Here is a 25153-nt window from a genome sequence, read left to right as displayed (position 1 = left end):
AATTTAGAGTAATCAAATAAATATGGAGTAAGATTGTTAATATAAAAACCCACTCAAATCTTTACATGATTAAATAGTATTAAATTTAACAAGTCGTTCACTATAACCAAAGTTGGCCGGTGTGTGATTAACTTCCACTGTAATACTACCAGACAGTTTTCCATCTGTTTTATACACTGGACATGATGCAATATCGGATAAGTATGACTCTTCTGTTGGAGCGCTGAAGTAATAAATCTTTTGTAGATTACATTCACCAACCTTCATTCCCAACGCTTCAACTTCAGAACGCTGACGGTAGTAATGTGGACCGATATCAAGAAGATACTCAGGACTATGTGTATAAATCTCGCTAGTGTAGCGCTCGGTAAACTCACTCTCCGCAATAAAGTGTTCATTTGCCATGCTGTAAAGCACATTCAGATGCCAGTAGATCAACTCAGACTTCTCACTGGTTGATGCGCCAGGCTTAGAGTAGACACACTGGATCTGACTATGAGGAACTTCTAGGCTCTGAGTCGCTTGGATGTTATTACGAAGAGCCTTGATTCCACAGCGATGCATCGTGAAACCCTCATTCTTCATCGACTCGGTAACTTGGTTAATCGACTGATATTGAACGTAAACCCCTTCCGGTGACTCGCCAGTGATAACGTTAGTATTATCAGCATAAGCAAACGAACTAATAGAAGAGATTACAGACACTAAAGCTATTGTTTTTTTCATTGTTATTTGTCCTTTGTGATTGGCGGCAGGAAAATAACTCAGAAACCCAATATGCAACACAATACATATCAATATTTGTGATCTTGGTGGAAGCAATGATTGGTTTTGTGAATATTTCAATTTGTGGTTTTTATATGGAAGAACAAGAATCCCATAAATTAGCCATACTAATATAAAGGCCTTATAGTTAACAAAGACTAAACTATTGAGTATTCTTTTTAAATGGACATGTAGAACCAATTAACGAGAAGGGTACCCACTTACAAAGAGATATGTATGGATTAATTAATAGATCAATTTTACAATCCTGGATTACTCTAATGAGGAATATCGTGTACGTGGGTGGTATTTACCTATAAGTGTTCAGTAAATAGAATTGATAATATACCTCCTTTATACTAATTTAATATATCACCGATAACACAGTGTTATCGGTATCTAAAAGACAAAATGAGCTGGGAAAATACAATGAAAAAAATCGTATTAGTAAGTGCCTTGATATTGTCATCAACAAGTGCGTTCGCAGATCAAAAGACTCAGAACGATAAAGGTGGCTTTACCGGTCCAAGTGCAGTGAAAGTAAAGACTGTTGAAATGGCTTTAGAAGCAAAAGACGATACACCAGTAATATTAACGGGTCATATTGTCTCTTCATTAGGTGATGAAGAGTACCAATTTAAAGACTCAACCGGTGAGATTGTTGTTGAGATTGATCACCGTGATTGGAATGGTATTGAAGCAACACCTGAAACAAAACTTGTAATTCAAGGTGAAGTGGATAAAGAGTGGAAACACACTGCTATTGATGTAAACACGATTCAACTAGCAAAGTAATCTTTCGATCCTGCTAAAAAGAAAAAGGTCAGAAATAATTGTCTGACCTTTTTTGTATCAACTAGGAGTCAAAGCCTACATGACTCGCCTTTTGGTTATCAACCCGCTTAGCTCAATTTTCCGATAGAGATTTCGATAAAGAAAGCGACACACCAGAGAAACTTCGGAACGCATTGATCATAATGTAGAGATCTTCATCAGCCCTAGGCACCTCGCAAGTTTCAAAGTTGCCAGAGCGATAAGGTCGGCAATCGTAAGTACTTTTCGTTGGTTGCGCGCCAGAACGAATGTAGAGATCGGCGTCCCCCACTCCTTGCTTGATAGTTGCAGTTACATCACTGGTACGGTTTGCTGCTTTGAGCACAAACACTTTTTGTTGGCCGGACGTCGCGGCGAGATCGGTTATTAGGCTTCCTAAAGTCACCTCGGGAATATCATTGTTCGGCTCGCCGACTGAGCCATCAGGTAACGTATCACCAAAGTATGAAGACACAAGTGGCCAAATCTTACTGATTTTCACACCTTGGTTTTCACAACCTCCAAAATGATGCAGCGCAATCGCTTTGTTGTTGTCAGTACGCAAAACAGGTGAACCAGATGAGCCGCCAATGGTGTCACAGAAATAGCCAGTGTCGGTATTGGCACCTCGGCCACCTGTTGAAGCTACATCAATCTGACACATGCCGGAGCCATTTTGGTCACTTTCAATTGCCAGTTCTTTCGGCTTACCAGCTCCGTGTTGAGGAATGTAAATACCATCGCCAAAGATTGGCTCTTGAGCATCTAAGCCTAGGTAACCAAACGACTCAATTTTTGAAAAATCATCAACGGTGAAAAGTGTGTAATCCAAATCATAATCAGTGCTGAGTATCTTACTCCCCATGACTTTTACCGTGGTGGCCATTGAGCCGTCACAAGTACGGCGCTGATAGTTAAACCATACCTCTGTATTTCTCAGTTCTGATTCTGATGCGACACAGTGGTTGTTGGTGAACATATGGTTATCTGGCCCCACCCGCCAAGCGGTACATAGACTACGCCCATTAATGAGTAGCCTTGCAACGGGGGTTGTCCAAGCCACCTTATCTGGATGAGACTCTTCCCAACAGGCTACGTCTCTGCGCTCATTAACACCACATGTCGATAACGTTGCCAATGCCTCTTCGTCAGCACTCTTGCCCGCCATGTAGTAATCTATCTCGAACTCAGCGTATTGGCCCTTTGAGTTTGGAATAACCTCAAGCAGCATGCGCTCGCTTGAGATAGACTGAACAAACCAATCTGTCTGGCTGTCACGATACTCAACTACCTCATCATTGGTGCTCGAACTCAAGCGCAATAGACTGCCTTTCGGCACAACAAGCGACTTGAAGTGAAGCTTAATGAACGATGCCCCCACATGCTCAATTTGCTGTTTGCGCACGTTGCCCGATGTCTCAATCAACGCTTGGTGCGACAATGGGTACTCAACTTCATTGGCAATAACGGGTAAGTGTGGCTGAACAGTAAGATTGAGCTGAACTAGGGATTGTGGCTGCGCATTTAAGAACGAAGAAAATAGACATGTTGTCGCTAACCCAAGGTTAGATAAGATTACTTTCATTGGATTTCCTATATCGATTGGTAGTGTTCCCTCCACAAACATATGCGCTAATAAACAATATGACACAAAATGCATATGATATTTTCAGTAAAGAAATATTCACACCAACGACAATTGCTTACATTCAATAACATAGCTCTCAACTGGACTTATTCGTACCTCTCTCGCTGTACAAATTGGTGTGCGACTTGAACACAAAAAGAATCATGGGTAAGCAGCGTATTTTGCTATTCTGAAGATAATTTCGGCAGAGCTATACTCTTCATATAGTCAATATAGAAAGCCTTGAACTGCCACACTTAAAACTGCGTGGATTAAATAAGTAAGAAGTCGTTAAATGGAATGCAGGTAAACAGAAACTAAAAAGGGCTAGCAAAACTGCTAACCCTTCTAAGTTGAGAGTTCGTTTCAAACTCCCTATATGTATTCAACTTTCGATTATGCTGTTTTTTCATCCAAGTTTGCGTCTTGCTTGTCATCAAGAGCAAAGTAGATTTTCGACACAATCACTTCAGCAATTAGAATCGTAAATACCACAGCAAAGAAAGCAACAACACCGTTCCAAGGACCTGTAAAGCTCACCTTGTCACCGAACAATAAGTTAATCGCTTCTAGCATGACAAACTTCGAGCCCACCAAGATAATGTAAGTGGTAATCGCTCGGTAAACCTTAGGTGCAGTACCCGGCTTGCTTTTAAAGTGCTCAGCAATCTTATGTTCTAAGCCAATAGAAAGCTTCAATAGTAGCTGAAGCAACAATGCCGCTATCAAAGAGATAGTGAAAGACTCGATATTCACAAAGTCCCAGTACTCATCAAAGAAGTTAAGAACCACTAGGTCCACCAGCACAGCTAACGTGTAACCTACGAATAGACGTTGTGGTGTATTGAATCCGTAAACTTTGTCTGAATTAGTCATGTTGTCTCTCTTTAATTTGATAAGTAGCCTCGATTTGAAATACATCTTAGCGTTCGAATCAGAACAAAACTTACCATTTGGTGACATCATCCCCTTTCCATTCAAAATTGTTAATCTTTATTGGTTGATCATTTTCTGTACCAATAATTCTCTTTCCTCTATACAGCAAAACTCAAAAATATAGAAAAGTGCGAAAAGATAAGTCTCGTCACTGCTTGTCACCAAATGGCAATTTTAAAAATACTGCATCGCCTATGATGGCTCCATCAGCGACACACACTCATTTCCAAAAGGTGCAGACTATGAAAAAGCTAATCACTAACGCGAACATATTTAACGGTGTTGATAACAACCTAATCGAGAACGTATCTATTCTTATTGAAGACAACTTGATCACTCAAATTGGTGAGGTTGACGCTACGTTAGCCGATGAAATTATTGATGCTCAAGGTGGCACAGTAATGCCTGGCTTGATTGATGCCCACGTTCATATCACGCTATCTGCGCCTTTCAATGTGATTGATACTATGACACGTGAAGAAGTAGCGATTCGCTCAGCAAAGATTTCAGAAGAGATGCTGATGCGCGGCTTTACCACCATTCGTGACGTAGCAGGTAACACGCTTGGTCTTAAAAACAGTATCGACAACGGCTATGCCACTGGCCCACGTATTCTTCCTTCAATGGCGGCTATCTCACAAACCTGTGGTCATTCCGATTACCGTCAAAACCAAGCACAAGAGCGTTTGGCTAACGGCCACGAAGATTCACCAATGATGAAGCTTGGTGCAATGAAAGTAGCTGATGGCCGCTCAGAAGTATTGAAAGCCGTGCGTGAACAGCTGTTTATGGGCGCTTCTCAAATCAAAATAATGGCAGGTGGCGGTGCTTCATCGACCTTCGACCCGCTAGACACTTTGCAATTCACATCAGAGGAAATGAAAGCCGCTGTTGATGCCGCTTCTGACTACGGCACTTATGTCGCTGCGCACATCCACACCTCTGATGCGATGCGCCGAGCGGCAGAAGCGGGCGTGATGTCTTTCGAACATGCGACCATCATGGACGACGATATTGCAGAGATCATTAAAGAGAAAGGCATTTGGGTGATTCCTTCTTACTTTACCTCTTCATTGATTGCAGAGCGTAAGATCCCGTTACCAAACGAAGAGACATACCGCAAGACAGAACGCGTAGGCAAAGCCATGTTCAAATCAGCAGAACTGATTAAGAAATACGATATTCAGAACATTGCTTTTGGTACTGACTGTGTGGGTGAAACCAACGTGCATGCGACACAATTGAATGAACTGGGTGCGATTGAGCAAGTATTCGATACCATCACGGCACTTCGCATGGCGACATCAAACTGTGGGCGTTTATTCGAAATGTCGACTTACCAACACCCTTACCAGCAAGGCAAGCTAGGCCAAATCGTTGAAGGCGCGTATGCCGACCTATTGATCATCGACGGTAACCCACTGGAAGGCGTGGCATGTGTTGCTAACACCGATACACAGAAACTGATCATGAAAGACGGCAAAGTGTATAAAAACACGCTTTAGCGTTCAATACTCACTCACTGAGTACCTAAAACTCAAAGGCAGGCAAGCGAACTTTTTCGTCGCTTGCCTGCCTTTTTGTTAAGCGTTGTTTTATTGCTACTATTAAGCACAGACTATTGATTCAATGATGGAACGAGTTTATTTAAGGATGAAATTAGAATGAAGCTATTACTTACTGCACGCCTAATCAGCACAGTGCTATTACTCAGTTCGCTGCTGTCAGGGTGCGGTAACTTTAGAAACCTATCTAATGAGATAGAAGCTATCGACTCCATTACCAATCAATACATGATTACCTTGAATCAACCAGCCTCCGGTTCTGCCGTGGTGATTGAACAAATCAAAGACATCAACAAAAGCGAGGTTGATGGCTACGATGGCATCATCGACAGTGACAGTATTCACTTACATGTATCAAATAACATCCACTATCTACTTATCTTTGAAGATAAGAATCAAGATCTTACCCTACAAGCCGATGAAGCTTTCAGTGTAATCAACCTACGTGATCACGAAGACAGGTCGACAATAGAAGTATCATTAACCGTTAATGAGAGCGAAGCCCCAAGAGCGTTTGTTGATCGTTCGCTATCCTCACTATTGAAAATTGAATTAGACCTCGTCGACATAGGCACCGTGGTAGATTTATCGAATCCCCCTTTTGAGAAAGGGAATGCAAAACTCGGTATGTGGCAGCCACTCACATTCTTACTTGAGGACAACGCCGGGCTCTATTTTCTATCTGAATATGACCCAAATAAAATCCCAATCTTATTTGTGCACGGGATCAATGCAACCGCTTTAGATTTCGCCCCTCTCATTCAAAAAATCGACCAATCTAAATACCAGATATGGGTGTTTAACTACCCTTCTGGCTTATCTTTATCTTTAAATTCGAAAGGCTTGAACAATCTATTACATACAGTTGTAAGTGAATATAAGAACCAGCAACTACATGTTGTTGCCCACAGCATGGGCGGGCTTATCGTCACCAACAGCATTCGTCAGTGCCGAATTGGACAGTTATGCGACTTTGTAAGCAGCGTAACCACCATCTCTTCGCCGTTTGGTGGTGTCGAGTCTGCTAAACAAGGGGTCGAGTACTCTCCCGTAGTAATGCCTGCATGGGTTGATTTAAATCCAGACGGGAAATTTATCGCTGACTTATTCATTGACAGCAGTAAGATTCACATTCCCCACTTTTTAGCCTTTGGTTATAACTCGGGCGAGCTATTTAATACCAACAGCAACGATGGTGTGATCAATTTATCAAGCCAGTTATCACGACCTGCCCAATTGAAGGCGGACCAAATTCGTGGTTACAACGAAAACCATCTGAGTATTTTAGATAATGATCATCTGTTTGAAGATCTGTCCGAGTTTTGGCTAACAGCAGAGCAATAACCCCTCCCTATACATCACCCGACAAACCCGTTGGCGTAAATGGTATGAAGATTGGCGGTATTTGCACTGCGAGCCAACACGCCAATCTTTATTCTAATCCCATAAACCAGCACACGGAGTGACGCTAAGCCTAGCGAGCTAGGTTTCGAAACAAGGATAGTGACTTTCTAACTTGGGATAGAAACGATGACTATCAATGAATTAAAACGCAGAGATTTTTTCAAAGTTATGGGGAAAGGTGCAGTTTCTGCTGCGGCTATTTCTCTGCCTACCTTAGCCAGTGCAACGCCAACTTCGCCAACCAATTTGCCTTCAGATCACCAAAGCGTTGACTCGCCACTCGATGCAACCGAGATGGCGAACCTGATAAGAGACAAAAAAGCCTCGCCAAAAGAATTCGTAAAAGAAGCCATCTATAAAATACGCCAGACCAATGATCAGGTTAATGCCGTTGTTTCTGAGTGCTTTGACTTAGCGCTAGAGCGTGCAAACTCATTTAACCCGAACTCACCCTTTGCCGGCGTCCCTTTCTTGGTAAAAGACTGCGTTGATGTTGCTGGGCTTGAATGCACCCTGGGTTCGAAGCTAAACCAAGGCAGAAAACCCAACACGACCTCTTGGTTTATTCGTGCGACTCAAAATGCAGGGCTGAACACCATTGGCATGACGAACATCCCTGAAATGATGACACTAGGCTGCACACAGAATTCCCTTTACGGCGCTACACGTAACCCATGGGATCTAAGCCGAGGTGTTCACTCATCGACTGGCGGTGGCGCAGCAGCGATTGCAGCTGGTTATGTACCCTTAGTGCATTCAACAGATGGCGGCGGTTCTTCTCGTATGCCTGCTTCAGCAACTGGTATTTTTGGCTTTAAACCCAGTCGAGAATCTTTGATCTCAGGGCTAACTGATGGCTCAACAGACGAAGGTTTTACTCATCAATCGTTTATGTCGAGAACCGTTCGTGACGCTGCTTTGGCAGTTTCAGTCACAGAGCATCATACAAAAAATAACTTTGAGACGCCTTTTCCTCGAACTCCAATAGGAATGGTTAATGCTTCTCTTAACCGTCAGATAAAGATTGGTGTCACCCTCAAAGATATCCACGGCAGGCTTCCCGATGAAGACACGCTCGCAGCCATTCGTTCTACGGTCTCTTTGCTCGAAAGCCTTGGGCATATTGTTATCGAAGTTGAACAGCCAATCCAAGATGGCGATGTGTTCATGCGTAACTACATGGGCGTATTTGGTAACAAGATGGCAAGCTTTGCTGAGCAATTCGACCGCTTAGGGATGCCGCTAGAATCGATGCCAGACAAAGTCAGCGATAACGTCGCCTATTTAGCTCGTACGATGCAAGCACGCTTAAAAGCCACTCCTAGCTTGTATATCGACTCTCAACAGCGATGCCGAAACTTCGCAACCAGTCATAACCGAGAGTTCTTTAAAAACATCGATATATGGCTCACCCCTTGTGCAAACCATGTTCCTTTGGACATCGCATATTTCGACCAGAAAGCACACTCCGGCAAAGAGATATGGGCACGTTCAGAGAAATTAATGTCCTACACGCCAATCGAAAACGTGGCTGGCAATCCGGCGATGTCGGTTCCCTTGTATTGGAACAAGCAGAACCTTCCTGTTGGTAGCCACTTTTCCGCAGCAAGAGGCAACGACCGCCTGCTATTTGAATTGGCCTATCAACTAGAACACGCCAAGCCTTGGGCAAACAGAAAAGCCCCGATTGCGCTTTAAAAAGCAATTCACTTTCAAAACAGTTCAATTTAGAAAACCATTTAAGTACGAGTCTTTTGATGAAACATATTATTTTCCTATTCTTGGCAAGCCTGACGCTTCCGCCACACTCATTCGCAGCTCTAGCACCAAGCGAAGGCTTCAGTGGCAACATGACCTTCCTAACTGGCTTCACCGCAAACTCAAGTAACCTCGATGTTGGTCAAAGCAACCATCAATCTCAAGCCGATTTAATGTCGTCGGGTAACACGGAAGCCGAGGGAATGGTCGCTGTTTTGGGTTCGGTGCAATACACCTTTGGCGCTTTGAATCACAAACAGTTTTTCTTAGGCACCTCAAGAGACGACATCATCACTGGTACGCTGGCATTTGAAATTGGATATAGACAGCAAGTGGAAAGCGGCATGGTGGTCGATTTTTCTATCTTGCCGACTCTGATATCTGGCGAAGTGTGGGATGACCCTTATGCTGTAGACTCGAAAAGAGAAGAGACCGATGTCACTGGTACTGTCGTTCGAATGCAGCTTTCAAGAATAATGGGCTCGAACTTTAATCTCGATGTCGCTTCTGGTGAGTCAGACGTTAAAAAAGAAAACACCGGTCTAAAGGGGCTTGGGTTAACCGAAGAAGAACGCGCACTGATGATTCGAGAACGAAAGTACTTTTATCTCAAGTCTGGTTATCAGTACTTCTTGAAAGATGGGTCAGGCATTCTCACACCTTCAATGAATATTTTCTCTTCAGACTCTGAGGGTGATGCACTGTCGTTCTTGAGCCTTGGTGCGGAAATCAACCTAGCGAAAAGATACGGAAAACATGGTCTTGCTTTAACACTCAATGCAGCAAAACGCAGCTATGATAAAGAGAACCCGATCTTTAATAAGACACGTGAAGACAAAGACTTTGGCGCCTTCGTTGCCTATGAATATGCCAATATCTTTGATGCTAAAAACTGGTCTTTGGTGTCACTACTCGGCGCCAAGACAACGAATTCAAACATTGAGTATTACCAATCATCGCAATATGTGGTTTCAGTCGGTGTTGATTACAAATTCTAAGGTTGAACTGAGATTTTCATTGCTTGTAACCCGCAAAAAAATCCTTTAATTTGGACATATTACCGAGAAGAACACTCTTCAATCATCAGTAATAACAGGGAGTTACGGTGGAAAGTTTTAGTACTCAATTACCCATATTTTGGTTTAAAACTTTAGATTCTGCCATTCAGGCTAGAATTGGAGACAGCAGCGATATCTGGTCGGGAGCAGAGGTCTATCAACAACTTTGCTCCGCCGAATCGATCTCGGCTTATCAGCTTCAAACCGCCATCACCAACATCTACCAACGCTTTGATCATGAACTGATCGACCTATTTGATGAATCCGCTTGCTACTTCGATGAGCTTGAAATGGGCGCGCCGGTAATGGCCATGCTCACCGCGCCAGATCTCGCCAGCTTTTGCCAACTGTTGAGTCGATACTCCATTCATATACATCCGCTACTGAAAATTTTCAGTCGTGAAACAGAGAGTGGTGAAGTCGAGCTTTGGGGCGTCACACCCGAGTACATTGACGAAACCACCCTAATGACACACATCAGCTTAGGGCTCTATTTCAGTATTATCCTCAAGCTCGTTCGAAAATACCTGAATACACCAAAACAAAAAGTCGCCATCCATATCCATAAGAACACCATCGGTGATGAGTTTTTAAGCATATATGAGCGCGTATTTAATGTAGAAATGAAGGAAGGCTTCCCCGCCCGATATATACTGTTCCCTAACGATCTTGTTCAGGCGAAACCTCGCCAATTCCAAGCTGACTTTCATGCAGAGTTAGTACGAATAGCCGACCAGCAGATGGAAAAAACATTAAAAACCAACCTGATCTACAAAGTGAATGAAACGTTCAAAGTGCTTGCGGTAAAAGACACCAACCTAGATAGCGTGGCGAGTAACCTTCACATCAGCCCTCGAACTCTGAATCGTAAACTTAAACAACAAGGGGTGAGTTTTCGTCGTTTGTTCGATAAATATCGACTTGAGCTGAGCATGACGTTGCTAAATCAAAACAACAGTAATATTACCTATGTGGCTCACGAGCTTGGCTTCTCAGACTCAAGCGCATTCAGCCGAGCATTCAAGAATTGGACTGGTCACTCTCCTACTGAACTCAGGTCGTAACAACAGATCTCGCCCCCATATCACTAAGCATCGAACGACATTGTTCTTACTTGGTTTTTGCTCTTACATATTTTCGATTCTCATGTATTATGCTTGTCCATAATTGTATGACAAATATGTAGCGCTGTTTCTGTATGACCAAAGCCACCAACCACGCGATTTTGCTCTTAGTATTCGCCAACCTGCTCGCCTCCTTTTCAGACGTTTCACTCAAAGTGCTGAACGGTGAAGTGCCTACGTTTCAATATGTGTTTATCCGCCAACTATTGAGCGTGATGTTGCTGCTTCCTTTTTGGCTAAAGCTACCCAAAGAGACGCGAATGCAAGGTGGTTGTCGCATCAACTTCTTGCGGGCTCAATTAATCCTAGTGGGCAGCGGCTGCGCAATGATTGCCATCACACACCTCACCTTGGCGACCGCAAACGCGATGTTCTATGTTGGGCCCATTCTTATGCTCCCGCTTTCTATTGTTTTACTGAAAGAGAAGCCGACATCATCAAAAGTGGTCGCGACATTGATTGGTTTCGTGGGTGTGCTAATCGTTTTGCGTCCAGAGCAATTTCACTGGGCCGCTATTGCAGGCTTAGGCAGTGCGCTCGCTATGGGTGTCGGCAATATTTTGATTAAACGTCTTCACGCAGAACAACACATTATCTCGACGCTATTTTGGACCAGTGTAATGACCCTGCCTCTGGCGTTGGCTCTTGCTCTGCCTGCATGGGCGGCGATTGAATGGCGTCATGTTGGGTGGATTATGGCTATCAACCTATTCGTTTTTGGATACCATGCCCTTGTGGTGGTGGCTTATAAAAAAGCGCCAGCAAACCAAATAGCTCTCGCAGAATATTCGGGGTTGGTGTTTGTGACATTATTTGGCGTGATGTGGTTTGACGAGATTCCAGATATGCTGACTCTTGTCGGTATCAGCCTCATCGTCATTCCTATGATGCCAATAAAATGGAAGAAGTACTTCAGTTGGCCAAATCAAACGGCCCTTGATATAGAAGCCAATCAGCCTAAGCCTTAATCGTCGACAGCATCATTACAGCGCATAGAGCTAACCCACTTTCGGCTTATTCAAACTAGAAAAGGGACCGGTATTTCTACCCGTCCCTTTTTGTTTTCGCTTGTGTTAAGCGTTACTTAAGCTTGAATACCAACACTTTGTTGTATGCCGTTACCATCAGTAAGTCTTGCTGTTTCCCGCCAATTTCTAGGTTGCTGATATGGCCCGCATCAATAGCAATGAAGTCAATCTGCTTACCGTCTTTATCGAACACACCCACGCCACCGTGCGCTGCAACAAATAGGTTGTCATCGGCATCAACAGCGACACCATCAACCATAGGTTCAGAGCCAGACTCCGCCTTCACTTGAGCAAATTGCGTCTTATTGCTGAGTGACTGTCCATCAACATCAAATCGGTATACCCAGCCATCAGATGTGTCGGCAACGTATAACGAAGATTCATCAGAAGAAAATGCGATGCCGTTTGGTAGCTTGAACTCTCCAGTGATCAACTTTAGATCACCATCTAAATAACGATAAACGCCATTAACCGGTTGCTCTGATTCTGCCTTTGCTGGGCCGTAACCTTGGATACCAAACGGAGGATCGGTAAACCACACGCTGCCATCGCTGTTAACGGTTAAATCGTTCGGGCTATTAAGCAGTTTGCCGTTATACGTTGCAGCGACAATCACTTTCTCTCCGTTGCCCTGACGGTACGACAACTTTCTATCATGGCGAGCAGCCCAAAGGTTGCCTTTCGCATCAATATCGAGACCATTGGCATAGCCAGAATTGTCATCAAAAACGCTCAACTTGCCGTTAAGATCGTAAGAATAGGTTGTGTTATTTGGGATATCGCTAAACAAGAAACGTTGATGTTCCACATCCCATGTTGGGCCTTCAACAAAGCCGAATGAGTCACCAACCAATGTTGGGTTGCTTTCTACAACAGAGGCAGCTGAAACATTCATAGAGGCAGCCATTGCAGCGGTAATAAGTAGTAGTTTGTTCATTGTTCTTCTCCTTTCTGTTTACGTTTTGAATCTTAGTTTCTTGAAGGAGTGAGAAAAACAGTACAAAATGACTTCACTGTTTACTAAATGGTGTTAATGATGAATTTGATTTATATGCAGACTTTCTTGACTGTCGCCGAAGAGCAAAGCTTCACCAAGGCCGCTGAAGTATTGGATGTGTCAAAAGGTTTGGTGTCTCGGCATGTACAACGACTCGAAGAAACATTGAATTCTAAACTGTTTCACAGAACGACTCGTTCTATCAGCCTCACGGAAGTGGGCGAAGAGTTGTATTCAAAAGCGAAGCAAATTCAACTATTAGCAACCGAAGCGGAAATGCGTGTCTTAGACATGACTCAGGAAGTGGCAGGCGATTTGAAAATTACCGCGCCGATAGAGTTTGGGCGTGCGCTTTGTCGTCATATCATCCCTACTTTCAAGCAAGAGTACCCAAAAGTGGATTTGATTCTCGACTTTGGGCCGATGAAAAAGAAGATAGAGTCTGGCGACTTTGACATTGCTTTTAGAGCCTACGATGAACTGCCTAATGATGTGATTGCCAACGATCTTGGGCATATCCGCAATGTTCTGGTTTGCAGTGCGGGTTACGCATCGACTAACCCACTTGCCACCACTAAAGACATCCATAAATGCAGCTTCATTCTTAACAGTCAAAATGAACGTTGGAATCAGCTGGAGTTAATCAATGATGAGCAAACCTACCATGTTGAAGTAACCGGAAGCGTTAGTTCAAATACTTACAGTTCAATTTTAGAGTTAGCGATGCAAGGAATAGGGGTCGCCAGCTTGCCGTTCTATCAAGTTGAAGAGCAGCTCAAACAAGGTGAGCTTATTCACGTGTTCCCAGAATGGTCGATAAAAGCCCAAAAGCTAAGCCTTATTTATGCTCAAAGAAGAGTAACACCGCAGAAGTTGGTCACTTTTAACCGAGCGGTAAAAGAGTGGTTGGAATCGAATAACGCTTATACGTTGTGAGGGGGAGATACCAACTCTTGATGGTTTAAGTGACTGGATTTGATTAGTTTTAGAGCTAGTTCAACCTAGCTCTATTTGATCATCTTCAAGAGTGATGCGTTAACAGTAATCTCTATTTTTTTATGCCGCGTCTTGGAGCCTTAAACTTTCATAATAATCCTCAGCAAGAGCTGTCATTTTAAACTCAGCTTCAAAGCCAGCAATTTTTTCTACAGCTTCTTGTATAGATTCCAAATCAACCTGGAAAAACTCTTTGCGGGTATTAACCGCGTTTACACGTTGAGTATGAAACTCTCTATGTAAAGCCGCCTCTAAAGCCGGAGCATCATCGGAATAAATCATAGCGTGGACATCAAAAGAGAATGGTACGCTTGCATCCCCTAGTTCTTTAACGCGATCCATTGGCTCAAGTCTTCTCGTCAAACCAATTTTATAGACATCCTCACCAAATGAGCCGATGTTACTAATCACGTAAACATGCCCTTTTCTAGTTTGTTCAGCCATACTCTTAGCTCGTTGTTCTTTAGATTCAGCTTCTTCGAGTCGAGTTTGCAGCTCTGCTATTCGACGCTCCATGAGCTCTTTCTCTTCATCTGAAGCATCATTTAATTCTTCACGTGCCTTTTCAAGCATCTTGCGATACATCTTCTCTTCTTTTTCAGCATCAGCAATTGCTTTTTGGAACTCCTTTATAGCTCGCTGTTCTTCACGAATCTGCTCTTTGATTAATTTCTGTTCAATCTGCTCTTCTTCTTTCTTGAGCATATATTGATATTGGAGTTTGCACTCCTCAAATTTTAATTCGATGTAGTCCAAATTAAAGCCGCATTCAAAAGTAGCACAAAGTTTTTCAATATTATTAGCTAGCTTCTCTATGCGTTCTAACGTTCGAGCAAAGCTACTTGGCGACACTTTTCCTATTAAGAAGTCACATTCTGTATTAAACGCCGTCAGCATTAACTTAACTTGTGCATCTAAGATTTTTCTATTGTAAGCAGCATCATTAGAGATAACCGTGTAGCTTGGATAAATAATCGCAGCTTTATCTTTGATCATCTCTTTTTGAGATAGCCTAACTTCCTTAATTTCTTCAGCATAGCGAACTGACGTCTCGTACAAATATTGTGGCTTTTCAAAATGACCACATGAAGTGTACTCATCAATTCGAGAATATAAGTCAAGCTTGCCCATGAGTTCATCAAGAGCCTTAGTATTCATCTCAAATGAAGATTTACCATCCTCGATACCTAGTTCCACAGCTTCAAGTTCTTTTGTTTTTTGGGCTAAACTCTCAGCAATTGTATTCTCATTTTTCTGAAGAGCCCTCAACGATTCAGTCTCATTGAATATAGAACCTAGTTCTCTCGAGGCTTGTTCAGATTCAGTCTTCACCACGTGTAGTTCGTCTTTTATGAGCTTAAGCGCCTCATCGATTGACTTATATTCCGCTACTTTTTTGTTGGCACTACTTTTAGTTAGGATATAGGTCAAAATAATTAACACCGCGGCTGAAACGACAACTATTAGTAAATTTTTATCCATTTACTTTAAAACCTCTTTGATAAATTGTTTTCTTAATGAAGATCGTTCAAGACAGCGATCGTTGTATTCATCTTTCGCTTCAACCAAGGACTCTTTAAACGCTCTTTTTACTTCTGAGGCTCTCTTTTTCTCGGTTCGCTCGACGTCTTTTAACCGGCGTATCCTTTCACGCTCAACTCGTAATTCTTCACGTTCAGCTGCCTTACGCCGCTTTTCAGATTCCCGTATAGAACGCTTATTTGCTTTATCTATAGCTTTAACAACTCTAATCGCTGTTCTTAAGCCGCTACCACGTCTAGCCAAAACTTCACCGTATACCATATAGATGCTGATGACCGAACATTAACACAAACTGACATTTAATCTTTAATACACATCAAGTTTGATATTCAGGCGCACTAAACAACACGGTTCCATTATCAAATTAACGTGATTGCTCACACTATAATAATGTTTGGCTTTAGCTCTCCCCAAAAACAAAAAGGGATTGGTATCTCTACCAATCCCTCCCCCAAATTCTCTTACTACTTACAAGCTCTCAATTACCTTTTGAACCATAGTATCAATCTGACGCTTACACGAGAAATGACGCTCTCCAGAGTTAACATGTCGCTTGTTGGTTCAGCATTGAAAGCCGATTTGATAGCTTCAATCCATCCGGGTAATGAAGGTTTGCTCATCATCCACAAAAGCGACAAAGCCTCCGTGATAGATAAACACTCGACCACGCCCTTCAACTAAGCAGGCAAGCTGAGGATTCAAATCTTCTTCATTATCCGGGCTTTGAAAAGTGCCGGTATCGGTGATTACACCGCGGAGTGGAGGTAAATATCCATAAGCGCGCTTGGCTTGATCAATCAGGCTCAATTCGCTAGCGACAGAGAAGCAACGAGGGAGCCTGCCTGCATCTTCGATAAACATAGTTTTCAGTTCTTCAAAAGCGGTAATAACTAGCCAGTCGATGTCATTAACTTGATGGATAAACATAGAGTTTCTCAGTAATTCTGATGCAGGGATTCTATCGCTATCTGAGGCTAAGAGGAGTAGAGATTGCGTTATCACAGAGGCACTCGATGCCTTTCTATCAATCTATTTAGAATACGCTCTTGTCGCACCTAAGTTGGAGCCCTAAAACGAAGGGTTGCTACATCAACCAACCCCACTAAGCAGTGATTTAATAAAAGAACGAACCTTACTCTCTAAAAGATATCAATTGCCTTTTGCACCGCAGGACCAATCCGGAGTTTACGAGAAGTAACACCTTCCAAAGTCAGCATGTAGCTAGTTGGTTCAGCATTGAAAGCTGATTTAATGGCTTTATAGTCGCTTTCATCTACCCACAGTAGATTTGCTTCTTCGTTCTTAGTGTCTGCGGTGATAAGAGTATCTAATTTAGTTATGGCTCATATTGATTAAATGCTCTTTATTGCGCTTAAGTTTCCTTGAAAGTTGCTTTTATCACTGATTCTCTCCACACATTGTAAGAATAGTATGCAACTGAATTTTTAATGTGTGCTGAGCTTAGCAATAATGACACTCATCAATATGAAACTAGTGTAATACCAAGAGCATCAATGTATAAAGACTTTTTTATTTTATATCCATTTAAGAGATCTTATGTACAAGAAAAATGTTTTTGTTGCTTTACCCTTAATCGTAGCCGCAAGCGGGTGTTCTTCTGTTGTCGGTGAGTCTGTAAATCAAAATGTCTCGTTTAATGGTGAGCAAGAGAGGCATTTCGTTTTTAGTAAGAACGGTGGAAACATTAGTAAAGCTGACATTTACTCAGCTTTACATTCAGCAATCAAAAATGAGTCCATAGTTCACGATGTTTATCATCGTAATTCAAGATCGCGAGGGATGGGAGCTAGTATTTCAGAGGAACTAATTACAGTTATTCATTATGACAACTACGAGGGTCTTGTTGATGAAAAAGTAGCTAACTACAACGTTATGATAGATGAGGAAAGAGATAATTATAAGGTTACGCTTAAGTGCCCTTCAATGTACCACGACATAGCAACTTTTAGAGTGAGTATAAGTAAGGAATACCTCTCTGGAGATACTGTTGTTAAAAACCTCAACCATATCTGCAAAAACATTAACCCAATAATCAAAAAGTCTGATTGGGTTAAAGATGAGTTTAACGCAAAATTTAAGAGTGAAGATGTTTTTGCTAACTACTCAAGAATATTGACAAAAGTTAGCCATAAAGAAGACGTTAAAGGCTTTGATATTGAAAAAGCTGAAATTTTTAAACTACCTATGACTGATAACGAGAATACTAATTTGGCGTTATCAGTATTCCCATATCGCGGTGGTTCAAAAGTGGTTTATGCGTTTTCCTATGCTTATGAGGCTAATTCACAAGGAAGCACTACGTATAACAAAGATGTATTGGAGAAAACCAAAAAAAGTATTCTTGACATTGCCAATGACTAGCATAACTCCGACATAACATTCGACAATGCAAAAAGGGGTTATGACCATAGCAACACTTAGTACACATTAGCCTAAAGCTTTTGACTAACGCGATTTTCCCCCTCGATACTAGCTCTCCACCGCTAATTTTGCATACCTATTAGTATTCAATAACGATAGTAGGAGACGTCAAAAAAAGGCTGCAAAAGCAGCCTTTAATTAAAAAGTAGCAATGTGTCTCTACGCCTTTAATCTTTGATTTTTTTCACTCCTTTCTGCAATCGATAAAGAAGCAAAGATATGGACTAAAGGGAGATTCGGAGGGGGTTAATGTTTGTACCTAAAGGTATTGCTGTCATCAACAATCTCGATTCTGACAGGAACTGTGCCTTGCTTAACGTTGCCAATTTTTGCAAATGCTTTGTGAGACAGGTCAATCACTCGGCCTTTTACGTAGGGGCCTCTATCGTTAATTTTCACATCAACAGACTTGTTATTGTCTGTATTAGTCACTCTCACGATAGTGCCGAAGGGTAAGGTTTTATGCGCTGCCGTGTAAGCATTCATATTATACGTCTCACCACTTGCTGTGAGCTTGCCATGGAACTTATCACCATACCAAGAGGCTTGACCAGTCAAAGCATGTGACTTGGCATATTCCTTTGTTTTAGAACTGCCGACCGCCGACGTTGAGGTACATCCGGCTAATATCATAAGAATGAGAGCAGTAAAGATGATATGTAGTTTTTTCATGTAACTTGGGTGCGCTAATCTGTGCATTTTCTCTGTTTTCGTTGTGTTTTGGTTCACCATACAATGCTGAGTATAGTCACTGCTCAGCAAAGGCTACCATCCGGTATGAATGCACAATGTTTTCATGAAGTACGCTTTCTTCCGTCATATCCATGAAAGGTTTTATCTTAGAAACGTCAAATTTAACAACACCTTAAATCTGTATCTTTCTTGAACACTTGATGTAGATAAGTCACCCAGCCAATCATCCAAACACAAAAGAGGATTGGTATCTCTACCAATCCTCTTTAGGGAGTGTTTCGGTTTTTCTACCTTATGGAAGGCAGTAACGCGATTACTCGTAATCTGTCGCGTACGTATCTTCATATGAGTGAGAGTAGAATTCGAATAGGTTGCCAAACGGGTCTTCTAGGTAAACCATTTGTGCTTGTTTTAGCTCGTCTTCTGGGTGGTAACGGTGAATGTCCATACGAACTTTACCGCCAAACTCTTCTACACGTTTGATAGCTGAATCAAATTGCTCTTTTGGAAGCTGTAGACAGAAGTGGAAGATACCTAGACGAGAGAAATCAACGTTATGGCGCTCTTCACGGTCAACCATTTCGAATAGCTCAACACCGATACCGTCTGAAGTTACTAGGTGAGCAATGTTGAAGCCTTTGAAGCCTTCGCCAAACACAGCAATACACATACGGCCGATTGCTGATTCACGCTCTTCCATCACTTTAGTGTTGTTCATTACGATTCTTAGACCTAGCGCTTTCGTGTAAAACTCTACTGCTTGGTCCATATCGCCAACCATGATGCCTACGTGATTCATTTTCATAACTTTCTCCAATTCTTTTTAATTCTGTACTTTCGAAGCTTAGCTTCTGTATTTCGTTTCGATGGAGAGAGTATATGGAGATAAATAGATTAATTAAAATTATCATAATTTATGTTAATAATAATTTATTGTTATCATTTATTTCTTGAGGTCTATATTAACGAACATGTGCCCCAAGAGCTTTTGCTCTTGGGGCACATAAATCATATGAACGATTGTTAATGGTATCTATAAGACGTTAATTTAGTGCTTCAATGAGTGTGATCTCACGTTTGATCTGCATTCCTTCTTGCTCGGTCGCTTGCGTCAGTTTGTTTTTACGTGCTGTTATGGCTGCTTGTTTAGCCTCATCGGTGTCGAACATCAGACCTTGTACATTGATTGAAGCGATATTCGTATAGCGGCCATCGTTGCTTGTTGGGATTGAGATAACTTCATCATTTATCAATGATTTCACGATCTCACGTTGTTCGCTGTAACGGCTATCCAAACCAGAGAGTGTCCAACGTTGTTGAGGCTTCCCTTCATACTGACCATTCTTTTCTTCTGTTAGATACTTGATGGTCATATTACGAATTGTGCCCGCTTCCTCACCATACTCTGCCTCTGTATCAAACAATACAGGGAATGATTCACCTTCTAGAACACCACCTTTTTTAGTGAGGTGACCCATTCGATAGCTATTCATACCAATTCGGATTTCAGTTTCATCGGTAACAGGTGTGCCATCAGCGAACTCAAGGTTAGTAATACGTTTACCTGCAGGCTGAGTTAGATCAATGGTATAAGTCACGCCCGCAAAGAAATCATTAGTCGAATATTTAGATGCTCTGCGTTCTGGATTAAAACTATAAGTGACATCACCAGGCTGTACCGAGTTGAAATAGCCAGCAGACCATTCCATGTAGGTTTTAAGTTCTTTACCTGTCATCTGGTAAACCGTGATTTCTCCACCAGCATATTGATAGTTATAAGCGATGTCTTTGGCTTTAATCGGACCAACATCCAGCTCTGCATTGTCATTATCAATTTGGAGTGCGATGACATTAGCTTTTGGTGCATAGAAGAAGCTCGCTTCTTGGTATAACGCACTAATACCGGTGTCTTGAATATGAACTTGAGGGATACCGCGGATTTCATTTTCAGGAACTAAGTCAACGCCAGTTAGCTGAGCCACAGGCCGGTTCGCCATTTCTCGAAGTTGTTTGTGATACGGCTGGTATAGCGCGTCCATATCTTCATCGGAATCAACGCCATTAATCTTGTAGGTGAAGCTGTCTTTGTTCACTAGTGTGAATTTGCCATCGCGCTCTTCAAATTGGAGGTCGATACGAGACAGAGCTCGGCCATACTTGTCTGGTTCGGTAATAATCACCCCATTCACAACCGCCTTATCAATACGAGTATGCATGTGACCCGCAACAATGGCATCAAGCTCTGGGTTAGCATTCGCAATGTCGGTGACACCTGTATTCGCGATGTCATTTTCGTTTTCAATACCCATGTGTGCAACCAATACGATCGCATCGACTTGGTCATCGATCTCTTTGATTATTTTCTTCACTTCCAGTGTCGGGTTAGTGAAAGTGACGCCTTCTAAACGGTTGGTACCTTGTGCAAAGACCTCTGTCATTGGGGTGTCCATCCCAATCACACCGATCTTAACTCCACCGCGTTCTAGAATGGTGTAACCCGGTAGGAATGGGTTTCCGTTTTTGTTCTTGATGTTGCCGCCTAAAGACTGGCCCTTAAATTGAGTAACAGCTCTGTTGAGCGTTTTAAGGCCGAAGTCGAATTCATGATTGCCTAAAACCCACACATCATATTTCATGTGGTTGAAGCCAAGCATCATTGGGTCAACGGGATCATCTTTAAATGTTTCTACGAAGTTACCTTGAATGGTATCACCAGCATCAACGAGGATAATGTTCGACTGCTCTTCGCGGATATCACCCACTTTCGTTGCTATTTGGCTTAAGCTGCCACGAGTGTTGAGTTTATCTGACGCGTAGTCCCACGCCATAAAATGACCATGGATATCTGAAGTGCCAAGTATCGTGACGTCGTGTATGTCACCGTCAGCGGCAAAGGTAGGAAAAGTAAGAGAAAGTAGGATTGCACTGGATAATAGTTGTCTTTTCATCTGCATGTTCACATGGTGGATATAGTATGACGCCACCATATAGAATTGCGTCTACCTTATGAGTGACTAGTGTCATATTTTCAGTGATACAAGCTCTTGATATTTCAAATAAACGTGACTGATGACAACCTTAAAACAGCTTATGTAACTATGCGAGCCACACTAACAGGTAAATAGAAAGAGCCACATATCAAGTAATGTGGCTCTGTTTAAACGTGCCAATTTAAACTCTAGTCAAACCACTACGCTTTACTGGTTTGTACCGAATTCGTCATCGGCTTAGTTTTGTTTTCAGGTACCAGAGACATCAGCCCAGTAATCACAAGGGCAGCGATGCCCGACATCGTTACTGGTGAGCCAAATATACTTTGCGCTAGCTTGGGGGCTTCTTTCAACAAGTCAGGCACTAGCATTACTCCAAGCCCCAAGCCTAATGAGATAGCGATCGTCATGATTCTTCGGCGATCCAACTTTTCATTGGCAATAATTTTGATACCCGCAGCGGCAACCGTACCGAACATCACCAAGGTTGCCCCGCCTAATACTGGTTTTGGAATCGTCATTAATACCGCGCCTAAGATGGGAAATAGACCCAATAGAAAAAGAATCGCCGCAATGAAGTAGCCAATGTAGCGACTTGCGATTCCGGTAAAATGAATCACACCATTGTTCTGGCTGAAAGTCGTGTTTGGAAAGGTATTAAATACTGCTGCGATAAGCGAGTTCACACCATCACCTAGTACGCCAGCCTTGAGTCGATTGATGTATTTTGGCCCCTTAACTGGTTGCCCTGAGAACATGCTGTTAGCGGTAAGGTCACCCGTCGTTTCAATCACGGTAATCAAGTAGATAAAAGCAATAGGTAAGAAGGCTTGCCAATCAAAAGCAAAACCATATTTAAATGGGATAGGAATACTCAATAACGGTTGAGATGCAAAAGAAACCATGGGCGCTTTGCCCATCAAAATAGCAACGCCCCATCCTACAACCAAACCGACCAAAATAGACGACAGCCTAACCATGGTGTTGTTGCTTAGGTTAAGTGCCACTATGGTTCCGAGCACAATCGCACCCAGAAGCAGGTTACTTCCAGAGCCAAAGTCTTCCGCGCCAACACCACCCGCAATATCAGTAACACCTACTTTAATCAAAGAGATACCTATCGTCGTGATAACGATTCCGGTGACAACGGGCGTGATAACGACCTTGAGTTTTTCGATAAAGCGCGATAGGACGATTTCAACAAATGCACCAAAGAAGCAGACGCCGAAAATGGTGGCGAGCATTTCATCCGGCCCGCCTCCATTCGCTTTAACCAGAAAACCCGCGCCTAATACTGAACCTAAAAACGCAAAGCTGGTTCCTTGAACACAGATCATGCCTGCACCAACTGGGCCTATTTTTCTGGCTTGGATGAAGGTACCGACGCCAGACACCATGAGTGCCATGCTGATCAGGTAGGGAATGTGCTCACCCAATCCGAGGACACCACCAATAATGAGCGTGGGTGTGATAATGCCAACAAAGCTGGCTAATACATGCTGCAGCGCCGCGTAGCTGGCTGCTCTGACTGATGGTCGATCGTCTAATCCGTAGATCAATTCACTGTTCTGTTCCATGTGACTTCCTTTATGTATTTTTTATTGTATACAATTTACATAAGGGCAATAAAGCAACATATATGCCAATGGTTTAACATCATGTTTATCAATCAGTTAAGTTTATTCTTAAGCCAATACTGCACTGTAGAGCAACATTGTCGGCTCGTTTTAGTGCAAACAGAGAACACAAAGCAATCCTTTGACCTGGTTTATCTGTAACCTCTACCCGAATATCGCAGGCACAAAAAAAGGATTGGTATCTCTACCAATCCTCTTTAGGGGGGTGTTTCGGTTTTTCTACCTTACGACAGGTAGATGGCGTCTATTACTCGTAATCTGTCGCGTACGTATCTTCGTATGAGTGAGAGTAGAATTCGAACAGGTTGCCAAACGGGTCTTCTAGGTAAACCATTTGTGCTTGTTTTAGCTCGTCTTCTGGGTGGTAACGGTGAATATCCATGCGTACTTTACCGCCAAACTCTTCAACGCGTTTAATAGCTGAATGAAATTGCTCTTTTGGAAGCTGCAGACAGAAATGGAAGATACCTAGACGAGAGAAATCAACCTTATGACGCTCTTCACGGTCAACCATTTCGAACATCTCAACACCGATGCCATCAGATGTGACTAGGTGAGCAATGTTGAAACCTTTGAAGCCTTCACCAAATACAGCGATACACATACGGCCAATTGCTGATTCGCGTTCTTCCATCACTTTGGTGTTGTTCATTACAACTCTTAGACCTAGAGCCTTAGTGTAAAACTCTACTGCCTGGTCCATATCGCCAACCATGATGCCTACGTGATTCATTTTCATAACTTTCTCCAATTCGTTTTTTATTCTGTGCTTTTCGAAGTCTAACTTCAGTATCTCGTTTCGATGAAAAGAGTATAGGGAGAGATTGCGATTAACTAAAATTATCATAATTTATATTAATGATAATTTTTTGTTATTCCCAGATTAAAATGGGATCTCAGCTCACTTAAAGAAACGCTATCTACATACATGCTCACACTATAAATAGACGCTCACATTAGCAGGAGGTCAGCCCAATATAGAGAACAACCTAAAGAGCATAGCCACTCAAATCGAGTATTGCTGATGTTTGATGGCTTTTGTTAATCGTTTTTGTTGATAGCTTTCTCCTTTCGAAGATAGGAATCACCTATTGAATCTATAGAAATGTCCGATTTCACTAATTTTCGGTGCGGATGCAATATATCTCCATCGACGCGGGATAGCGTTAAACACTACAAATTAGAAAGAGAGTCCAAACATGATCAACACAGAAATCAAACCATTCAACGCAACAGCATTCAAAAACGGCGAATTCGTAGAAATCACTGAGCAAGACGTTAAAGGCAAGTGGGCAGTATTCTTCTTCTACCCAGCAGACTTCACTTTCGTATGTCCAACTGAGCTAGTTGACCTACAAGAAAAATACGCAGAGCTTCAATCTCGCGGTGTAGAAGTTTACTCAGTATCAACTGACACTCACTTCTCTCACAAAGCATGGCACGATACTTCTGACAAAATCGGCACTATCGAATACTTCATGGTAGGTGACCAAACAGGCACTATCACAAACAACTTCAACGTAATGCGTGAAGGTCAAGGCCTAGCAGACCGTGCTACGTTCCTAATCGACCCAGAAGGCGTTATCCAAGCAATGGAAATCACTGCTGAAGGTATCGGTCGTGACGCTGAAGACCTACTACGCAAGGTTAAAGCAGCACAATACGTAGCGGCTAACCCAGGTGAAGTTTGCCCAGCTAAATGGAAAGAAGGCGAAGAGACACTAGCACCATCTCTAGACCTAGTAGGTAAGATTTAATCTAAGCCTAGCTAACAAGAA

The 25153-nt window shown here is 42.4% G+C and carries 22 protein-coding genes and 2 pseudogenes; 10 read left to right on the top strand and 14 right to left on the bottom strand.

Annotated features, from left to right (window positions below):
- Positions 1–69: 69 nt before the first annotated feature.
- Positions 70–726, bottom strand: coding sequence for a hypothetical protein (locus tag F0228_RS18950; protein WP_171762649.1), 657 nt, complete (start codon positions 724–726; stop codon positions 70–72).
- A gap of 468 nt (positions 727–1194) precedes the next feature.
- Between F0228_RS18950 and F0228_RS18945 the strand changes: the two genes are divergently transcribed.
- Positions 1195–1560 carry a NirD/YgiW/YdeI family stress tolerance protein gene (locus F0228_RS18945; protein ID WP_061031829.1) on the top strand — a complete coding sequence of 122 codons (366 nt, stop codon included), beginning with the start codon at positions 1195–1197 and terminating at the stop codon, positions 1558–1560.
- 112 nt (positions 1561–1672) lie between these two features.
- Here F0228_RS18945 and F0228_RS18940 read toward each other — a convergent pair whose 3' ends face one another.
- Both F0228_RS18940 and F0228_RS18935 read right to left on the bottom strand, forming a co-directional pair.
- A complete protein-coding gene (locus tag F0228_RS18940; RefSeq protein WP_171762648.1) occupies positions 1673–3163 on the bottom strand; it encodes a serine protease in 1491 nt (496 codons plus the stop codon).
- 438 nt (positions 3164–3601) lie between these two features.
- Positions 3602–4081, bottom strand: a complete 480-nt coding sequence (locus F0228_RS18935; protein ID WP_116870606.1) for a hypothetical protein — start codon at positions 4079–4081, stop codon at positions 3602–3604.
- A 302-nt stretch (positions 4082–4383) separates the two neighbouring features.
- Between F0228_RS18935 and F0228_RS18930 the strand changes: the two genes are divergently transcribed.
- The 6 genes from F0228_RS18930 to F0228_RS18905 all read left to right on the top strand — a co-directional run bounded on the left by F0228_RS18930 (position 4384) and on the right by F0228_RS18905 (position 12018).
- Positions 4384–5646 carry an amidohydrolase family protein gene (locus tag F0228_RS18930; protein ID WP_171762647.1) on the top strand — a complete coding sequence of 421 codons (1263 nt, stop codon included), beginning with the start codon at positions 4384–4386 and terminating at the stop codon, positions 5644–5646.
- Between the two features lie 159 nt (positions 5647–5805).
- Positions 5806–7050 (top strand): alpha/beta fold hydrolase, encoded by a 1245-nt coding sequence (locus F0228_RS18925; protein WP_171762646.1) that lies wholly within the window; start codon positions 5806–5808, stop codon positions 7048–7050.
- Between the two features lie 186 nt (positions 7051–7236).
- The gene (locus F0228_RS18920) at positions 7237–8808 is read left to right on the top strand and encodes an amidase (protein ID WP_061031832.1); all 1572 of its coding nucleotides are present in this window, start codon (positions 7237–7239) and stop codon (positions 8806–8808) included.
- A 59-nt stretch (positions 8809–8867) separates the two neighbouring features.
- On the top strand, positions 8868–9866 hold the full coding sequence (locus F0228_RS18915) for a DUF2860 family protein (protein WP_171730127.1): 999 nt from the start codon (positions 8868–8870) through the stop codon (positions 9864–9866).
- A 107-nt stretch (positions 9867–9973) separates the two neighbouring features.
- Positions 9974–10990: a response regulator transcription factor gene (locus tag F0228_RS18910; protein WP_061031834.1), complete on the top strand. Its 1017-nt coding sequence runs from the start codon at positions 9974–9976 to the stop codon at positions 10988–10990.
- Between the two features lie 134 nt (positions 10991–11124).
- Positions 11125–12018 (top strand): DMT family transporter, encoded by an 894-nt coding sequence (locus F0228_RS18905; RefSeq protein ID WP_171730126.1) that lies wholly within the window; start codon positions 11125–11127, stop codon positions 12016–12018.
- Positions 12019–12130: 112 nt separating this feature from the next.
- Here F0228_RS18905 and F0228_RS18900 read toward each other — a convergent pair whose 3' ends face one another.
- The gene (locus F0228_RS18900; RefSeq protein ID WP_108166253.1) at positions 12131–13015 is read right to left on the bottom strand and encodes an SMP-30/gluconolactonase/LRE family protein; all 885 of its coding nucleotides are present in this window, start codon (positions 13013–13015) and stop codon (positions 12131–12133) included.
- Positions 13016–13114: 99 nt separating this feature from the next.
- On the opposite strand from F0228_RS18900, the gene F0228_RS18895 reads away from it, so the two are divergent.
- Positions 13115–14011, top strand: a complete 897-nt coding sequence (locus F0228_RS18895) for a LysR family transcriptional regulator (protein WP_171730224.1) — start codon at positions 13115–13117, stop codon at positions 14009–14011.
- Positions 14012–14131: 120 nt separating this feature from the next.
- Here F0228_RS18895 and F0228_RS18890 read toward each other — a convergent pair whose 3' ends face one another.
- From F0228_RS18890 to F0228_RS18870, 5 genes and pseudogenes are all read right to left on the bottom strand, one after another.
- Positions 14132–15553: a DUF4041 domain-containing protein gene (locus tag F0228_RS18890; RefSeq protein WP_116870253.1), complete on the bottom strand. Its 1422-nt coding sequence runs from the start codon at positions 15551–15553 to the stop codon at positions 14132–14134.
- Positions 15554–15856, bottom strand: coding sequence for a hypothetical protein (locus F0228_RS18885; protein ID WP_099166422.1), 303 nt, complete (start codon positions 15854–15856; stop codon positions 15554–15556).
- Between the two features lie 225 nt (positions 15857–16081).
- A pseudogene (locus F0228_RS18880) lies at positions 16082–16203 on the bottom strand (manganese-dependent inorganic pyrophosphatase); the annotation flags it as partial.
- Positions 16202–16540, bottom strand: a complete 339-nt coding sequence (locus tag F0228_RS18875) for a cytosolic protein (RefSeq protein ID WP_116870252.1) — start codon at positions 16538–16540, stop codon at positions 16202–16204. The gene F0228_RS18875 and the pseudogene F0228_RS18880, both read right to left, overlap by 2 nt.
- 212 nt (positions 16541–16752) lie before the next feature.
- Positions 16753–16932: pseudogene (locus tag F0228_RS18870) on the bottom strand (manganese-dependent inorganic pyrophosphatase); the annotation flags it as partial.
- Positions 16933–17170: 238 nt separating this feature from the next.
- Between F0228_RS18870 and F0228_RS18865 the strand changes: the two are divergent.
- Complete coding sequence (locus F0228_RS18865) at positions 17171–17995, top strand: hypothetical protein (RefSeq protein WP_116870251.1); 825 nt, start codon at positions 17171–17173, stop codon at positions 17993–17995.
- Between the two features lie 306 nt (positions 17996–18301).
- Here F0228_RS18865 and F0228_RS18860 read toward each other — a convergent pair whose 3' ends face one another.
- The 5 genes from F0228_RS18860 to F0228_RS18840 form a co-directional block, all read right to left on the bottom strand.
- Positions 18302–18754: a septal ring lytic transglycosylase RlpA family protein gene (locus F0228_RS18860; protein ID WP_116870605.1), complete on the bottom strand. Its 453-nt coding sequence runs from the start codon at positions 18752–18754 to the stop codon at positions 18302–18304.
- A gap of 307 nt (positions 18755–19061) precedes the next feature.
- Positions 19062–19553 carry a VOC family protein gene (locus tag F0228_RS18855; protein WP_086712273.1) on the bottom strand — a complete coding sequence of 164 codons (492 nt, stop codon included), beginning with the start codon at positions 19551–19553 and terminating at the stop codon, positions 19062–19064.
- A gap of 238 nt (positions 19554–19791) precedes the next feature.
- Positions 19792–21696: a 5'-nucleotidase C-terminal domain-containing protein gene (locus F0228_RS18850; protein WP_171730124.1), complete on the bottom strand. Its 1905-nt coding sequence runs from the start codon at positions 21694–21696 to the stop codon at positions 19792–19794.
- Positions 21697–21938: 242 nt separating this feature from the next.
- Positions 21939–23315 (bottom strand): nucleobase:cation symporter-2 family protein, encoded by a 1377-nt coding sequence (locus tag F0228_RS18845; protein ID WP_116870250.1) that lies wholly within the window; start codon positions 23313–23315, stop codon positions 21939–21941.
- A 307-nt stretch (positions 23316–23622) separates the two neighbouring features.
- On the bottom strand, positions 23623–24114 hold the full coding sequence (locus F0228_RS18840) for a VOC family protein (protein WP_059021055.1): 492 nt from the start codon (positions 24112–24114) through the stop codon (positions 23623–23625).
- Between the two features lie 460 nt (positions 24115–24574).
- Between F0228_RS18840 and ahpC the strand changes: the two genes are divergently transcribed.
- Positions 24575–25132, top strand: coding sequence for an alkyl hydroperoxide reductase subunit C (gene ahpC / locus F0228_RS18835; protein WP_008220943.1), 558 nt, complete (start codon positions 24575–24577; stop codon positions 25130–25132).
- Positions 25133–25153: the final 21 nt, after the last annotated feature.

This window comes from Vibrio sp. 99K-1 (assembly GCF_013114585.1).
Taxonomy (GTDB): Bacteria; Pseudomonadota; Gammaproteobacteria; order Enterobacterales; family Vibrionaceae; genus Vibrio; species Vibrio chagasii_B.
The sequence above is the reverse complement of the archived record's forward strand: the minus strand, read 5'-3'. Positions and strand labels throughout refer to the sequence as shown.